Origin of the sequence: Pseudomonas anguilliseptica, assembly GCF_900105355.1 — a bacterium.
Lineage (GTDB): Bacteria > Pseudomonadota > Gammaproteobacteria > Pseudomonadales > Pseudomonadaceae > Aquipseudomonas > Aquipseudomonas anguilliseptica.
Genome location: NZ_FNSC01000001.1, coordinates 2,470,365 through 2,485,387, shown reverse-complemented (window position 1 = coordinate 2,485,387; position 15,023 = coordinate 2,470,365). Strand labels below are relative to the sequence as shown.

The following is a 15,023-nucleotide window of genomic DNA, read 5'->3' as shown; positions in this document are numbered from 1 at the left end:
TTACCGGACGCAAGAAGCCATGACCAACAACCTGAAGTTCAGCCACAAGATTCTGCTCGCCGCCTCGCTGGTAGTGATCGCCGCATTCTCACTGTTCACCCTGTACAATGATTACCTGCAACGCAACGCCACCCGCGATGATCTGGAAAATTATCTGCAAGAAATGGGTGACGTTACGTCCAGCAACATTTCCAACTGGCTGTCTGGGCGCATCCTGTTGGTAGAAAGCGCAGCACAGTCGATCGCCCGAGACTCTTCGAACGAGGCCCTGACAGGCTTGTTAGAGCAGAAAGCGCTGACCTCCTCCTTCGTATTTACCTACCTGGGAAGTGCCGACGGCAGCTTCACCATGCGACCGAATGATGAAATGCCAGCTGACTACGACCCGCGTACTCGTCCCTGGTATAAAGATGCCATGAGCGCAGGCGGCAGCACCCTGACTGAACCTTATATCGATGCTGCCACCAAAGAGTTGATCATTACCATTGCCACACCGGCTAAAGCTGCAGGCGTAGTCGGTGGCGACCTGAGCCTCAACACTCTAACTGAGATCATCAACTCACTAGACTTCGATGGTATTGGCTACGCATTTCTGGTGAGCTCAGACGGCAAAATCCTGGTTCATCCAGATAAAAATCTGGTGATGAAGTCACTCAGCGAGGTTTATCCACAAAACACGCCACGCATTAGCAGTGAATTCAGCGAAGCAGAGCTCGACGGCAGTCAGCGCATTCTTACCTTCGCCCCGGTCAAAGGCCTACCTTCGGTTAACTGGCACATCGGCCTGTCTATCGACAAAGACAAAGCTTATTCGATGCTCAGCGAATTTCGCGCCTCGGCTATCGTCGCCACAATCATCGCAGTGGTGCTGATCATGCTGCTGCTGAGCATGCTGATCAGCGTGTTGATGCAACCACTGAATGTCATGGGTAAAGCCATGGAAGATATCGCCCAGGGCGAGGGCGACCTGACCAAACGCCTGACCATTCAATCCAACGACGAGTTTGGCCGTCTGGCCAGCGCGTTCAACCAGTTCGTCGAGCGTATCCATAGCTCGATCCGCGAAGTGTCATCCGCCACCAGCCAGGTCAACGAAGTAGCCAAGCTGGTGGTCGGCGCCTCCAACTCGTCGATGATCAACTCCGATGAACAAGCCAGCCGTACCAACAGTGTGGCTGCGGCGATCAATGAACTGGGCGCCGCCGCCCAGGAGATCGCGCGCAACGCCGCCGACGCATCGAATCAGGCTTCCGATGCACGTCATCTGGCTGAAGACGGTCGCCAGGTTGTAGAGAAAACCATACTGGCGATGAATGAGTTGTCGGGCAAGATCAGCGCCTCCTGCGGCAATATCGAAACCCTCAACAGCAAAACGGTGAACATCGGGCAGATTCTTGAGGTGATCAAAAGCATCTCCCAACAAACCAACCTGCTGGCACTCAACGCAGCCATTGAAGCAGCGCGCGCCGGTGAAGCCGGCCGTGGCTTCGCCGTGGTCGCCGATGAAGTACGCAACCTGGCCCACCGTACCCAGGAGTCAGCGCAGGAGATCGAGAAGATGATCGAGGAGTTGCAGGTCGGCTCCCGCGAGTCGGTCACCACCATGACCGAAAGTCAGCGTTACAGCGAAGAAAGCGTGGAGATCGCCAACCAGGCCGGTGCGCGCCTGAGCAGCGTGACCGAGCGCATCGGCGAGATCGATGGCATGAACCAGTCAGTGGCCACCGCCACCGAAGAGCAGACTTCGGTGATCGAGTCGCTGAACGTCGACATCACCGAAATCAACACCCTCAATCAGGAAGGCGTGGAAAACCTCAATGCCACTCTGCGCGCCTGTGGCGATCTGGAGCAACAGGCCAGCCGTCTCAAGCAACTGGTCGACAGCTTCCGCATTTAACAAATGTGACAAACAAACGGGGCGCTCTGTGAGCGCCCCGTTTTTATTTCTGCTTGTCGCTATTCGCTGGCGGCTGTTCGTCCTGTTGCAATTGCCGCCACAGCTCAGCAGCGTCGGCAAACTCGGTACCGTTCTCGGGAGTCAACGCCTGTGGGTCATAGCGCTGCGTACAGCCCTCTCCGAGCACCGGTGGCGCGCTGGAGGTTCCACGCGCAAACGGTTCTGTCATAACACCTCCCATGTACTTCGCCGGTATTCAGTTAAGGAAACTCTGAATAAGACTTCCTGATTTTGGCAAAATGCCCGGACGCCACCCGCCGAGTTTTCCGATGAAGCAAATGACCTTCGCCGATGCCGAGTACGCCGGCAAACGCAAGCAGACCCGCAAAGAGTTGTTCCTGATCGAGATGGATCGGGTGGTGCCGTGGAAGGGTTTGATCGCACTGATCGAACCGTATTACCCCAAGGGTGAAGGCGGTCGGCCGGCCTATCCGCTGATGGCGATGCTACGTGTGCACCTGATGCAGAACTGGTTCGGCTACAGCGACCCGGCGATGGAAGAAGCGCTGTACGAGACCACTATCCTGCGGCAGTTCGCCGGGCTGAGTCTGGAACGTATCCCCGACGAAACCACCATCCTCAACTTCCGTCGTCTGCTGGAGAAACATGAGTTGGCTGCCGGCATCCTGGCCGTCATCAATGGCTATCTTGGCGACCGTGGCCTGTCGTTGCGCCAAGGCACCATCGTCGATGCCACGCTGATCAATGCGCCGAGTTCGACCAAGAACAAGGACGGCAAACGCGACCCAGAGATGCACCAGGCCAAGAAGGGCAACCAATACTACTTCGGCATGAAGGCGCACATTGGCGTGGATGACGAGTCGGGGCTGGTACACAGCGTGGTAGGCACGGCGGCCAACGTGGCGGATGTCACTCAGGTCGACAAGTTGCTGCACGGCGAGGAAAACGTGGTGTGCGCCGATGCGGGTTATACCGGCGTCGAAAAGCGCCCCGAACATGATGGGCGCGAGGTGATCTGGCAGGTTGCTGCCCGCCGCAGCACCTATAAGAAGCTGGGTAAGAGCAGCCCGCTGTACAAAGCCAAACGCAAGATCGAGAAGGCCAAGGCCCAGGTGCGCGCCAAGGTTGAGCACCCGTTCCGGGTGATCAAGCGTCAGTTCAGTTATGTAAAGACACGCTTCCGTGGCTTGGCCAAGAACACGGCGCAACTGGTGACGCTGTTCGCGCTGTCGAACCTGTGGATGGCACGCCGACATTTACTGACCAATGCAGGAGAGGTGCGCCTGTAATGCGGGAAATGGCTGCCGCGAGCTACTCGCGGCGGCTAAAAACACAGAAATGAATGGGTAATCTGATCGTTTTTGATCGATTTGCCGCTTTCAAAATCGGCGGGGCTGAAGTCAGCCAGAAATACATGGCTACTTCAGACCATCCTTAAGCGCCAGGTGACCTTCGTCATGCTGGGCGAACTCCTTGACCGCACGCAATACATCACTGCGGCTGACCTGCCCGATCAGGCGGCCTTCTTCAACCACAGGTAAACGCCGACGCCGGCCGCGCAAAAAACGCTCGGAGATTTCGATAATGTCCGCCTCAGGTGAAATCACTTCCACTTCAGTGGTCATATAGGCACTGACATCCCCACCCGCCGACTCGTAATAAGCCCCGGAGAGAATGCCGCGCAAGCAATCGCCCTCCGACAACAAGCCCACCAGATGCCCTTGCCCATCGACCACCGGCGCGCCGGAAATACGGTGTTCGAGCAAACGATTGATCGCGGTGAACAGGTTCATTTCAGGACGGAAAGTCACCAGATTGCGGGTCATGTAATCACGTACTTTGATTGACTTGAGCATCAGTAAAGCCCTCTTTCTGTACTGAACCGAACCGAACCGAACCGAACCGCAACATGCACCTCAGTCGAACACCACTGTCTTGTTATCGTGCACCAGCACTCGGTCCTCTAAGTGATAGCGTAGACCACGCGACAGCACCATCTTCTCGACGTCCTTACCCAGGCGCACCATCTCTTCGATACTGTCGCGGTGGCTGACGCGCACCACGTCCTGCTCAATGATTGGCCCGGCGTCCAGCTCCTCGGTCACGTAGTGCGAAGTCGCCCCAATCAGCTTGACCCCACGCAGCGATGCCTGGTGATACGGCTTGGCCCCGACAAACGACGGCAGAAAGCTGTGATGGATATTGATGACGCGCTGGGAGAACTCGGCGCAAAGTGGCGCAGGCAATATCTGCATATAGCGCGCCAACACAATCACGTCAGCCGCATGGGCTTTAACCAGGCGCGATACTTCATCAAATGCCGGCTGCTTATCCTGCGAGTTGACCGGTACGTGAAAGTACGGAATGTCATGCCACTCAACCATGCTGCGCAGGTCATCGTGATTGGAAATCACGCAGGGAATATCGCAATCCAGCTCGGCGCTGTGCCAGCGGTGCAGCAAATCGGCCAGGCAGTGCGACTCGCGACTGGCCATCAGCACTACACGCTTCTTTACCGCCGAATCAGTAACTCGCCACTCCATGGAAAACTCACGGGCAATCGGCGCAAACGCCTGACGGAAACCATCCAGATCAAATGGCAGCGAGTCGGCGCGAATCTCGTGGCGCATAAAGAACCAGCCACTCTGATTATCCGAGTGGTGGCTCGCTTCGGTAATCCAACCGTTGTAAGCGGCCAGAAAGTTACTGACCTTGGCCACAATCCCGACCCGATCCGGACAGGCAATAACCAATCGAAAAGTACGCATCAACGGCTCCAGCGCTCAGATAAAGTCGGCCATTCTAGTCACAGCCAGAAAAAACTGCAGTACTCAAGCAGCGCTTGCCAGCGCAGCAATAGCGCAAGATCGAACAGTTGCAACCAGGCAAATAGCGCAAACACCGCCGTCATAACTGGCAAATAACCAATCCTGTACAACAGAACACGTACTCAACTAACTACTTAACAATACAATTCATAAAAAATACCGACAAAGCGGTTTACTTGTGAAAAGTGCCTGACTACTATTGCTATCACTTAATCGCCAATCCCAAATACAGGTACCCAACATGTCGTTGATCAACAAATACCGCGCCACTGAAGAAGCCATCAAAGAACTGCAAGATCGCCTGAAAAATCTGTCGCAAGACGACAAACTGAAAAAAGAACTGGAATTCGAAGGCAAACTGCGCGCACTGATGGGCGAATACCAGAAATCGCTGCGCGACATCATTGCCATGCTTGACCCAGACGCTAAAGGCAGCAAAGCCACCCGCACCACCAAGCCCGCTGGCACCAAGCGCGCGCGTAAAGTTAAGCAGTACAAAAACCCGAACACCGGCGAAGTTATCGAAACCAAAGGCGGCAACCACAAAACTCTGAAAGAGTGGAAAGCCAAGTGGGGCGGTGACGTCGTTGAAGACTGGGCAACCCTGCTGGGCTAAGCCTGCCGCTTAAGCACCACAAGCTTCAAACAAAAACGCCAGCGATGCTGGCGTTTTTTATGAGCGCTGTTTCAACAACGCACTCAGCTTTTACCCTCACAAATTACAGGGCATAACGCTGACGTAACTGTTCTGCATAATCACGCCACTCCAGCAAAACAGCTTGCTGCTGCACACCAATATCAGGAAGTACTGCGGCAAGGGCCTGATTGAACTGTTCGAGCGTATTCGGTGCCCCGTATTGAGGCTGACTCAAACGCTGTTGGCAGAATGTTCGCCAACGCTGTTGCTCTTGCGCATTCAGCGTCGCGGCGAAGTTGCGCGCACGGTAACGGAACAACAACTCAGGCAAACGTTCATCATCAAATGACCAAACAGATTCTGCCAAGCGCTGCGGCTCGGCACGCCGAACCTGTTCGCACAAACGGCGATCACGATCACCAATAAAACCATCGTATAACTGCTGCTCAGGATCTTGATTAGCGGCAAACTGCTCATCGGCATATACCTGAGCAAGTTTTTCCTGCCACACCCCAGGATTGCTGCGCAATTGTTCAGCCTGCGCTTGATAAGCCGGCACATCGAGCTGCAGACGCTGAATGTCCTCGGCGCGCAATACCTTCATCGGCGCAACGACCGGACAACGGTTGATATGCAGCAACTTCAGCGGTATCGGCAACTCGCCGTCGGCCAATTGATCGCGACGGGTGTACAGACGCGTTCGCAATATCTCGGCCGACTCATTGAGCAGCGGCGATATATCGGCCTGCAGGTCACAAACAATCAACGCATTGCGGTTACGCGGATGCCAAGCCAACGGCAAGACCACCGCCAGGTAATGCCGAGCACCAGCATAACGCCCGGAGATATGCACCAATGGCTGCAACAGGCGTATTTGATCCTGCACGCGCTGCTTACTGCGCAGCTGATACAGGTAGTCATAGAGTTTGCGCTGTTTGCTACGCAGCAAGCGCGCCAGGGCAATGGTCGCACGCACGTCGGACAACGCGTCGTGGGCCTGACCGTGTGCAATGCCGTTGGCAGCGGTCAGACGCTCCAGTTTGAGCGTCACCCGGCCTTCGTCTTCTGGCCAGACGATGCCTTCCGGACGCAATGCATAGGCCGTACGCACCAAATCAATCAGATCCCAGCGACTATTGCCGCCCTGCCATTCGCGGGCATAGGGATCGAAGAAGTTGCGGTACAGGCTGTAGCGTGTCACTTCATCATCAAAACGCAGGCTGTTGTAGCCCACCCCGCAGGTGCCTGGCTGCGACAGCTCGGCATGCACACGACTCATAAACTCGACTTCATCCAGGCCATGCTGCGCCAGCTTGCTCGGGGTAATCCCGGTCACCAGACAGGCTGCCGGATGCGGCAGGATGTCGTCGCTGGGCCGGCAGTAGATGTTCAGCGGCTCAGCAATTTCATTGAGGTCTTCATCGGTGCGAATCCCCGCCACCTGCAGCGGCCGGTCGCGCCGTGGATCAATACCGGTGGTTTCGTAGTCGTACCAAAAGAGGCTGGAAGTCACTGTCATGTCCTGATGCTGGGGCGCTGGCAGTCTACCACCCTGCCAGCATCACGCAGACAAGCGCAGAACCTTGCACCAGCGCACGCCCCGCGTGGGGTCTGCGCCTTGTAGGGCGCCCTGGCGGCGACTAAAGTGGGAAGCTCGATTAACCACTCGTACAAGGACGCCCCATGAGTGAGATCAACCCCAGCAATCCCTACGCCGCACCTGCCAGTGCGCTGCAGGAAGCGCCACGCGACAGCCAGGTGCCAAGCATCGAAGAAGCGCTGAGCCGTGGCTATGACTTCAACATCAGCGACCTGCTCAGCGAAGCCTGGCAACGGGTAAAAGGCACAAAAGGCATCATCATCGGTGGCTTTCTGGTGTTCTACGCTGTGCTGCTCGCGGCGTCCTTTCTGATTGGCGGTTTTTTCGGCCTGCTGGGTGTAGTCAGCGACAGTCCGATGCTCGCGGTCGTGGCAGAACTGGTCATCGGCATTCTGGCCTCGGCCCTGGCTTATCCCTTTATGGCGGGGATCAACATGATCGGCATCCGTCGCGCCGCCGACCAGCCAATCAGCTTCAATGACATTTTCAGTCACTTCGGCCGCACCGTGCCGCTGGTGATTACCGCGATTATCAGCATGCTGCTGATCTACCTCGGCATGTTCCTGTTGATCATTCCCGGTCTGTACCTGGCCATCGCCTATATGCTGGCCATCCCACTGGTGGTTGAGCGCGGTCTGACGCCGTGGCAAGCCCTGGAAACTTCGCGCAAGGCGATTACCCAGCGCTGGTTCAAGGTCTTCGGCCTGTTCCTGCTGCTCGGTCTGATCACACTCGTCAGCGCAATCCCGCTGGGTGTCGGCCTGGTCTGGACCATTCCGCTGTTTGTCATTGCTATGGGCGTGCTCTATCGCACCATCTTCGGTGTATTACCTGCGCCGCAATAATCCTCACTAAATACCGGCTCATCTCACTGAGCCGGTTGCTTCCCTGCCTGCTGCTAGCTAGCATCGGGCTTTCCTCGACGCAGTCTGCCGATGTCGCCCACACCAACCCCTGCTTCAGTCGCCGCACGCCCGCTGCTGGATACCCGCTATAAAGTGGAAACACCGGAAGGTATCGACCTGATCCTGCGTCCAGCCGGTCTAGTGCCGCGCGCGCTGGCATTCAGTATTGACCTGCTGATTCGCGGTGCGCTGCTCGGCGTATTGTTTACCGTACTGGCGTTGCTCGGCCAGTTCGGTATGGGCCTGGGCACCATCCTGCTGTTTCTGGTGACCTGGTGGTACATGGTGCTGTTTGAAGTGCTCAACCAAGGCCGCTCGCCCGGCAAACAGATGATGGGGCTGCGGGTTATTCATGATGACGGCACACCAATTGGCTGGGCCGCCTCGCTCACGCGCAACCTGCTGCGTTTCGTCGACATCCTGCCGTTTGGCTACACCCTGGGCATTCTCAGCTGCCTGAATCACCCAGCGTTCAAGCGCCTCGGCGATATCGCCGCCGGCACCCTGGTGGTGTATCGCGATAACGCCCCAACAGCACCCGAGCTACCGCAAGCCGAGCCCATCCGTGCACCGTTCAGCATGAGCCTGAGTGAGCAACGTGCCCTGCTCAGCTTTGCCGAGCGGGCGCAGAGCCTGTCCAGCGCACGGCGACAGGAGCTGGCGAGCATCCTTGCCGAGCCTCTGCAGGTGCCCGCCGAGCAGGCCGAACAGCAAATCCACGGGATTGCCCGTGGCTTGTTGGGGCCAACATGAAACAGAGCCTGTTTGAACACCAGCACCAGGCCGAGTGGCAAGCCTTCAATACGCAGCTCGAAGCCCTTGAGCGCGGCAAGGCCGACAGCCAGCAATGCAAGGCCTTTGCGGCCAACTACCGCAGCCTGTGCCAGCACCTGGCCCTGGCGCAGAGCCGTGGCTATAGCAGCCACCTGATTGAGCAGTTGCAGCTGCTGGCCATGCGTGGCCACCAGCAGTTCTATCGCCACCGCAGCCCTCTGGGAGCGCAACTGCTCGGGTTTATCCTGGCCGGATTTCCACGCCTGGTTCGCGCCGAATGGCGTTTTGTCGTGGCCGCGAGCCTGTTGTTCTTTGGCAGCCTGCTGCTGATGGGCACGCTGGTGTATCACTTCCCCGACCTGGTCTACGGGGTCATGGCGCCAGACCAGGTTGGCGAGATGGAAAAAATGTACGACCCCGACGCCAGGCGCATCGGCCGCTTCAGCGAGCGCGACTCCGGCGATGACTGGATGATGTTCGGCTACTACATCATGAACAACATCGGCATTGCCTTTCAGACCTTTGCCAGCGGCCTGCTGTTTGGCCTCGGAAGCCTGTTCTTTCTGCTCTTCAACGGGCTGATGATTGGCGCTGTGGCCGGCCATCTGACGCAGATCGGCTACGGTGAAACCTTCTGGTCGTTCGTCATCGGCCATGGCTCTTTCGAGCTCACTGCGATTGCCCTGGCCGGCGCGGCAGGCCTGAAGCTCGGCTGGGCGCTGCTGGTCCCCGGCCGCCTGCCACGCGGCGAGGCTCTGCGCGTAGCGGCTGGCAGCAGTGTGCGGCTGGTCGGCGGGGTGATCGTGTTTCTCCTGCTAGCGGCGTTTATCGAGGCCTACTGGTCATCCATGGACCTGGCCAGCCCAGCGATCAAATACGCAGTCGGCGCTGCACTCTGGCTGCTGGTACTGGCTTATCTGCTGTTGGCTGGCCGAGGTGTGCATGCGCCTGACTGATGCCAGCGTCGCCATCCGCCCCCGTAGCGCCTGGGAAGCCGTCGACCTCGGCGTGTTGCTGGCCAAACAGCATGCCGGCGTATTGATGCTCAGTTGGGCATTGGTAACCGTGCCGATTTTCGCCCTGCTGTGCCTGCTGCTGTGGGATTACCCGAGCATCGCGGTGCTGATTTTCTGGTGGTTGAAACCGGCCTTTGAGCGCCTGCCGCTGTATATCCTCTCGCATGCCCTGTTCGGCGCCACGCCGAGCCTCAAGCAGGCACTGAAAGCCCTGCCCGGCCTGCTCAAACCGCAACTGCTGGCCAGCCTGACCTGGCGCCGGCTAAGCCCCACACGCAGTTTCGACCTGCCGGTGATGCAGCTCGAAGGCCTGTCCGGCAAGGCACGCAGCCAGCGCCTGATCGTCCTCGGCCAGCGCGATGCGGGCGGCGCCAGCTGGCTCACCATCGTCGGCGTACACCTGGAAATGGCACTATGGTTCGGCATCATCAGCTTTATCTACATGCTGCTGCCGGCGCAGATGGAGCTGGACTGGACCTGGGACAGCCTGATCAATGCGGCCTCGGGCGAGTGGTTGTGGCTTGAGCATCTGTCCAACCTGACCTACGTCCTGCTGCTGATTCTCTGGGAGCCGATCTACGTCGCCTGCGGCTTCACCCTCTACCTGAACCGCCGTACCGCCCTGGAAGCCTGGGACATCGAGCTGGTCTTCCGCCAACTACGCCAGCGCCTGACGGGCGTGGCCTATGCCCTGCTGCTGGGCTGCGGCGTACTGCTAATGCAGGTGCCGAGCAGTGCCATGGCCGCCGCATCCATAAGCAGCTGCCCGCTGCCGATTGAAGACCCCATGGGGCCAGAGGCCGAACGCCTGCTCAAACAACCGCTGACCAGCCTGGAGGCGCAGGAAAGCGTCGGCCAACTGCTCGACCAGCCGCCCTTCGAACACCGCGAAACAGTTACCCGCTGGCGTCTCGGCGAAGAGCCCAAGGAGCCGAGCGAGGAAGACGCCAAGGCCCTGATCGAACTGCTGGAGAAGTTCTTCAAACTTACCGAGTTCTGGAAAAGCGTCGACGCCGTGGCGCTGTTCTTCGAGGTGCTGCTATGGGCGGTGCTGTTCAGCCTGATCGTCTGGCTGCTGTGGCGCTACCGCGACTGGCTGAGCGCCTTTGCCGGACGCCTGCGCTTGCCGCAAGGGCGCACCTATCAACCACCAGAACAGCTGTTCGGCCTGGAAGTGGCACCACAAAGCCTGCCAGCGGATATCCCCGGTGAAGTGGAACGACTCTGGGATGAACAGCCACGCGCCGCCCTCGGCTTGCTTTACCGCGCCTTGCTCAGCCGCATGTTGCACGAACAGCGCCTGCCGCTGAAAAGCTCGCACACCGAAGCCGAAGTGCTGCAACTGGTTCAGGCGCTGCAGCAGAAAGACCTCAGCCACTTCAGCCAGGCCCTGACCCGCCACTGGCAGAACCTCGCCTACGGCCATCGCCTGCCGCCAGCTGCGCTCAAGCAGGGCCTGTGTAATGCCTGGCGCCGTCTGTTCGAACAGGGAGCGCAGGCATGAACCGGCGCATCCAGTTCCTTCTCGGCAGCGGCCTGCTGTTGGTACTCGGCCTGCTCGGCATCTACCTGCTGGGCAAACTCACGCCCTATGAGGAAACCCTCGAACACGGCCCCGCACCCGAGGCCCGGGCCAACCCTTACCTCGCCGCTGAGCACTTTCTGCGCAAACAGGGCCTGCAGGTGCAACGCGCCGATGGCCTGGAGGTCATGAAAGACCTGCCAAGCGCCGGGCAAACCCTGCTGCTGCTCGGCGACCGCAACCGCATGACGCCCAAGCAGGCCGAACGCTTGCTGGCCTGGGCGGCCAAGGGCGGCCACCTGCTGTTTGTTGCCGAACGGTTGTGGGATGAAGATGAAGGCAAGAGCGGCGACCTGCTGCTCGACAGCCTGGGCATCCAGCAATACGAGAGCGAAGAGCTTGACGAGGACGCCAGCGAAGCAGCGGAAGAAGACGCAGCTGCAGAGGACACGGCCGACGCTGAGCCGCAAGCCGAACCGCAGGCTGAGGCAGAAGCAACCACGGATTCAGACAATGCCTATCCGGAGCTGACCCAGCTGTATCTGGAAAACGAAGAGGCGCCGGCCTACTTCAACTTCGACACCGACTTTCACCTCTACGATTCCGAGAACCGTGCCCACGCCTGGGCCAACAGCGACGCCGCCACCCACCTGCTGCAGCTCTACCATGGCGATGGCCTGATCAGCGTGGTCAGCGACAGCTGGATCTGGCAGAACCAGAGCATCGGCGAATACGACAACGCCTGGCTGCTCTGGTACATGACCCAGGACAGCCAGGTCACCCTGCTCTACCGCGCCGACCGCGATGACCTGTTCAGCCTGCTGCTCGAACACTTCCCCCAAGCGCTGGTCACCCTGACGCTGTTGCTGGCATTCGGCCTATGGCACCTGGGCATGCGCCAGGGCCCGCTGCTGTTGCCCGCCAGCCGCAATCGCCGGCAGCTGCAGGAACACCTGCGCGGCAGCGCCGACTTCCTCCTGCGCCACAACGGCCAGCACAGCCTGCTGCAAGGCTTGCAGCAGGATATTCAGCGCCGCGCCCGCCATCGTCACCCCGGTTTCGAACGCCTCGCCGTGGCCGAGCAGTGGCAGGTGCTTAGCCGCCTGACCCGCCAGCCGTCCAGCGTTATCAGCCAAGCCATGCGGCCGTTGCCCAAGCAGCGACTGACCGCCGCCGACTTCACCCGCCAGGTCGCCAACCTGCAAACCCTCAGGAATGCCCTATGACGAGCGAACATACCCCCGAACAGCCGGACAGCGACACCCAAACAGCCCCTGTCGGCGCCGAAATCGTCGAACCTGCTGCCGCCGAAACGCCTGTACCGGCCCCAGCACCAGCTGCCCCGGCAGCCGCCGCGGCCAACCCGAATGCGCAGCGCCAACGTGCCAGCCAGTTGGCTCAGGCGCTACGCGCCGAGTTGCAGAAAGCCCTGATCGGCCAGACGACGGTGATCGACGACGTGCTCAGCGCCCTGATCGCTGGCGGCCATGTGCTGGTTGAAGGCGTTCCCGGCCTTGGCAAGACCCTGCTGGTGCGCGCCCTGGCGCGCTGCTTTGGCGGCGAGTTCGCACGCATCCAGTTCACCCCGGATCTGATGCCCAGCGACGTCACCGGCCACGCCGTGTACGACCTGCAAAGTGAGCAGTTCAAGCTACGCAAGGGCCCGGTATTCACCAACCTGCTGCTGGCGGATGAAATCAACCGAGCGCCGGCCAAGACCCAGGCCGCGCTGCTGGAAGTCATGCAGGAACGCCAGGTCACCCTGGAAGGCCGCGCCCTGAATGTACCGCTGCCGTTTATGGTGCTGGCCACGCAGAACCCGATCGAGCAGGAAGGCACCTATCCGCTGCCGGAAGCAGAACTTGACCGCTTTATGCTCAAGCTGCGCATGGATTACCCCGAGCAGAGCGAAGAGCTGAACATGGTTCGCCAGGTGGCGCGCTCGAGCAAAGCCGACATGCTCGAAGTCACCCCCCTGCGCACCTTGTTACAGGCCCGCGATGTGCTTGCGCTGCAGAAGATTGCCAGTGACCTGCCGATTGATGAACAGGTGCTCGACTACGCCGTGCGCATCGCCCGCGCCACTCGCACCTGGCCGGGCCTGGCCATCGGTGCCGGGCCACGCGCCTCGATTGCCCTGGTACGCTGCGGCCGCGCCCGCGCGCTGCTGCGCGGTGGCGATTTCGTGTTGCCGGATGACATCAAAGGCTGCGCCCTGTCCGTACTGCGCCACCGCGTAAGGCTCTCACCGGAGTTGGATATCGAAGGCCTGTCGGTGGATCAGGTGCTGCAGCAGCTGCTCGATCAGGTTCCGGCACCGCGCCTATGACCCGTCCCTGGCAAAAAACCGCACTTAAAGGCACCCCTGCATGAAGCCCTCGCGCGCGCTGCTGGCGCTGCTCGCCGGTCTGTTCGTTCTCGGCATTGCGCTGGGTATCTGCAGCGCCCTGGGCGTTGCCGTGCCACACAGTTTTACCACGATTTACTGGGGTCTGCTGCTGGTGCTGCTCGGCCTGACGCTGATCGACGCCCTGCTGCTGCGCCAAGTACCTTCGCCGCGCATCGAACGCCATCTACCCGGCAACCTGCCGCTGGGGCGCTGGAGCGAAGTGCGGCTGAATCTACACCACAGCTACACCCGTGCGCTTCAGGTGGAGGTGTTCGACCACTTGCCAGGTGATATGGCCTTCGAACATTTGCCACTCAAGGTCGATCTGCACCCCGGCGAACAGACTCAGGTCAGCTACCGCGTGCGCCCACTGCTGCGCGGGCATTTCCATTTCCCGCAGTGCGAAGTCAGCCTGCCCAGTCCCATGGGCCTGTGGCGCGCCCGCCGCTATCTGCCCGTGGCCGGTGAAACCCGCGTTTATCCGGACTTCGCCCGGCTGTACGGCGCGCAACTGATGGCGGTGGATGACTGGCTCAGCCAGCTGGGCGTACGCCAGCAGCAACGCCGCGGCCTGGGTCAGGAATTTCATCAGCTGCGCGAATTCCGCGACGGCGACACCCTGCGGCAGATCGACTGGAAGGCCACCGCGCGCAAACGCACACCGATTGCCCGCGAATATCAGGATGAGCGCGATCAACAGATCATCTTCCTGCTCGACTGCGGCCGGCGTATGCGCAGCCAGGACGGCGAGCTGTCGCACTTCGATCATGCCCTCAACGCCTCCCTGCTGCTCAGCTACGTGGCGCTGCGCCAGGGCGATGCGGTGGGCCTGTCAACCTTTGCCAGCGAGCAGAACCGTTTCCTGGCTCCGGTCAAAGGCCAGGCGCAGCTGAATGTGCTGCTCAATGCGCTCTACGACCTGCGCAGCACCCAGCAACCGGCGGACTTCAGCGCCGCCGTGGAGAACCTGCTCAGCCGGCAGCGGCGTCGCGCCCTGGTGGTGCTGGTGACCAACCTGCGTGATGAAGATGACCAGGCACTGCTAGGCGCGGTCAAACGCCTGAGCCGCCAGCACCGCGTGCTGGTCGCCAGCCTGCGTGAGGAAGTGCTGGACACCCTGCGCCACACCCCGGTGCAGGATCTCTCCAGCGCCCTGGACTACTGCGGGACCCTGGACTACCTGAATGCCCGCGCTGGCCTGCACGAACGCCTGATTGCCCACAAGGTACCGGTGCTGGATGCACGGCCGAGCGAGCTGGGGCCGCAGCTGGTGAGCAGTTATCTGGCCTGGAAAAAGGCCGGCGTACTCTAGTATTGGCTAATGCCAACGCCGACGTAGGTTGGTGTTGAGCGCAGCGAAGCCCAACAGGCATTGGCGTGTCTCGTTGGGCTTCGTCGCTTTGCTCCTCTGGCCACGCGCCCCGACCCAACCTA

At 59.9% G+C, this 15,023-nt stretch carries 14 protein-coding genes; 10 read left to right on the top strand and 4 right to left on the bottom strand.

The window, feature by feature from the left end:
- Positions 1 to 19: 19 nt before the first annotated feature.
- Positions 20 to 1,897, top strand: a complete 1,878-nt coding sequence (locus tag BLW24_RS11920; protein WP_090380802.1) for a methyl-accepting chemotaxis protein — start codon at positions 20 to 22, stop codon at positions 1,895 to 1,897.
- A 43-nt stretch (positions 1,898 to 1,940) separates the two neighbouring features.
- Here BLW24_RS11920 and BLW24_RS11915 read toward each other — a convergent pair whose 3' ends face one another.
- Positions 1,941 to 2,126 carry a hypothetical protein gene (locus tag BLW24_RS11915; RefSeq protein WP_090380799.1) on the bottom strand — a complete coding sequence of 62 codons (186 nt, stop codon included), beginning with the start codon at positions 2,124 to 2,126 and terminating at the stop codon, positions 1,941 to 1,943.
- 100 nt (positions 2,127 to 2,226) lie between these two features.
- Here BLW24_RS11915 and BLW24_RS11910 point away from each other — a divergent pair, with 100 nt between their 5' ends.
- Positions 2,227 to 3,207, top strand: a complete 981-nt coding sequence (locus BLW24_RS11910; RefSeq protein ID WP_090375425.1) for an IS5 family transposase — start codon at positions 2,227 to 2,229, stop codon at positions 3,205 to 3,207.
- Positions 3,208 to 3,336: 129 nt separating this feature from the next.
- Here BLW24_RS11910 and BLW24_RS11905 read toward each other — a convergent pair whose 3' ends face one another.
- Together BLW24_RS11905 and purU are read right to left on the bottom strand one after the other, a co-directional pair.
- Positions 3,337 to 3,774 (bottom strand): CBS domain-containing protein, encoded by a 438-nt coding sequence (locus BLW24_RS11905; protein WP_090380796.1) that lies wholly within the window; start codon positions 3,772 to 3,774, stop codon positions 3,337 to 3,339.
- Between the two features lie 60 nt (positions 3,775 to 3,834).
- Positions 3,835 to 4,686, bottom strand: coding sequence for a formyltetrahydrofolate deformylase (purU, locus tag BLW24_RS11900; RefSeq protein WP_090380793.1), 852 nt, complete (start codon positions 4,684 to 4,686; stop codon positions 3,835 to 3,837).
- 301 nt (positions 4,687 to 4,987) lie between these two features.
- Here purU and mvaT point away from each other — a divergent pair, with 301 nt between their 5' ends.
- The gene (mvaT, locus tag BLW24_RS11895) at positions 4,988 to 5,362 is read left to right on the top strand and encodes a histone-like nucleoid-structuring protein MvaT (protein WP_090380788.1); all 375 of its coding nucleotides are present in this window, start codon (positions 4,988 to 4,990) and stop codon (positions 5,360 to 5,362) included.
- 103 nt (positions 5,363 to 5,465) lie between these two features.
- Here the strand turns inward: mvaT and sbcB are convergent, their stop codons facing one another.
- Complete coding sequence (gene sbcB / locus BLW24_RS11890) at positions 5,466 to 6,896, bottom strand: exodeoxyribonuclease I (protein ID WP_090387713.1); 1,431 nt, start codon at positions 6,894 to 6,896, stop codon at positions 5,466 to 5,468.
- A 170-nt stretch (positions 6,897 to 7,066) separates the two neighbouring features.
- Here sbcB and BLW24_RS11885 point away from each other — a divergent pair, with 170 nt between their 5' ends.
- The 7 genes from BLW24_RS11885 (at position 7,067) to BLW24_RS11855 (ending at position 14,901) form a co-directional block, all read left to right on the top strand.
- Positions 7,067 to 7,828: a hypothetical protein gene (locus BLW24_RS11885; protein ID WP_090380785.1), complete on the top strand. Its 762-nt coding sequence runs from the start codon at positions 7,067 to 7,069 to the stop codon at positions 7,826 to 7,828.
- A 90-nt stretch (positions 7,829 to 7,918) separates the two neighbouring features.
- Entirely contained in the window at positions 7,919 to 8,641 is a 723-nt protein-coding gene (locus BLW24_RS11880) for an RDD family protein (RefSeq protein ID WP_090380782.1), read from the top strand.
- Complete coding sequence (locus BLW24_RS11875; protein ID WP_090380779.1) at positions 8,638 to 9,618, top strand: stage II sporulation protein M; 981 nt, start codon at positions 8,638 to 8,640, stop codon at positions 9,616 to 9,618. The genes BLW24_RS11880 and BLW24_RS11875 overlap by 4 nt, the downstream gene beginning before the upstream one ends.
- Positions 9,605 to 11,182 (top strand): DUF4129 domain-containing protein, encoded by a 1,578-nt coding sequence (locus BLW24_RS11870; protein ID WP_090380776.1) that lies wholly within the window; start codon positions 9,605 to 9,607, stop codon positions 11,180 to 11,182. The genes BLW24_RS11875 and BLW24_RS11870 overlap by 14 nt, the downstream gene beginning before the upstream one ends.
- Positions 11,179 to 12,426 (top strand): DUF4350 domain-containing protein, encoded by a 1,248-nt coding sequence (locus BLW24_RS11865; protein ID WP_090380773.1) that lies wholly within the window; start codon positions 11,179 to 11,181, stop codon positions 12,424 to 12,426. Before BLW24_RS11870 ends, BLW24_RS11865 begins: the two co-directional genes overlap by 4 nt.
- Entirely contained in the window at positions 12,423 to 13,529 is a 1,107-nt protein-coding gene (locus BLW24_RS11860; RefSeq protein ID WP_244161149.1) for an AAA family ATPase, read from the top strand. Before BLW24_RS11865 ends, BLW24_RS11860 begins: the two co-directional genes overlap by 4 nt.
- 40 nt (positions 13,530 to 13,569) lie before the next feature.
- Positions 13,570 to 14,901, top strand: a complete 1,332-nt coding sequence (locus BLW24_RS11855) for a DUF58 domain-containing protein (protein ID WP_090380770.1) — start codon at positions 13,570 to 13,572, stop codon at positions 14,899 to 14,901.
- The last annotated feature ends 122 nt before the right edge of the window (positions 14,902 to 15,023 follow it).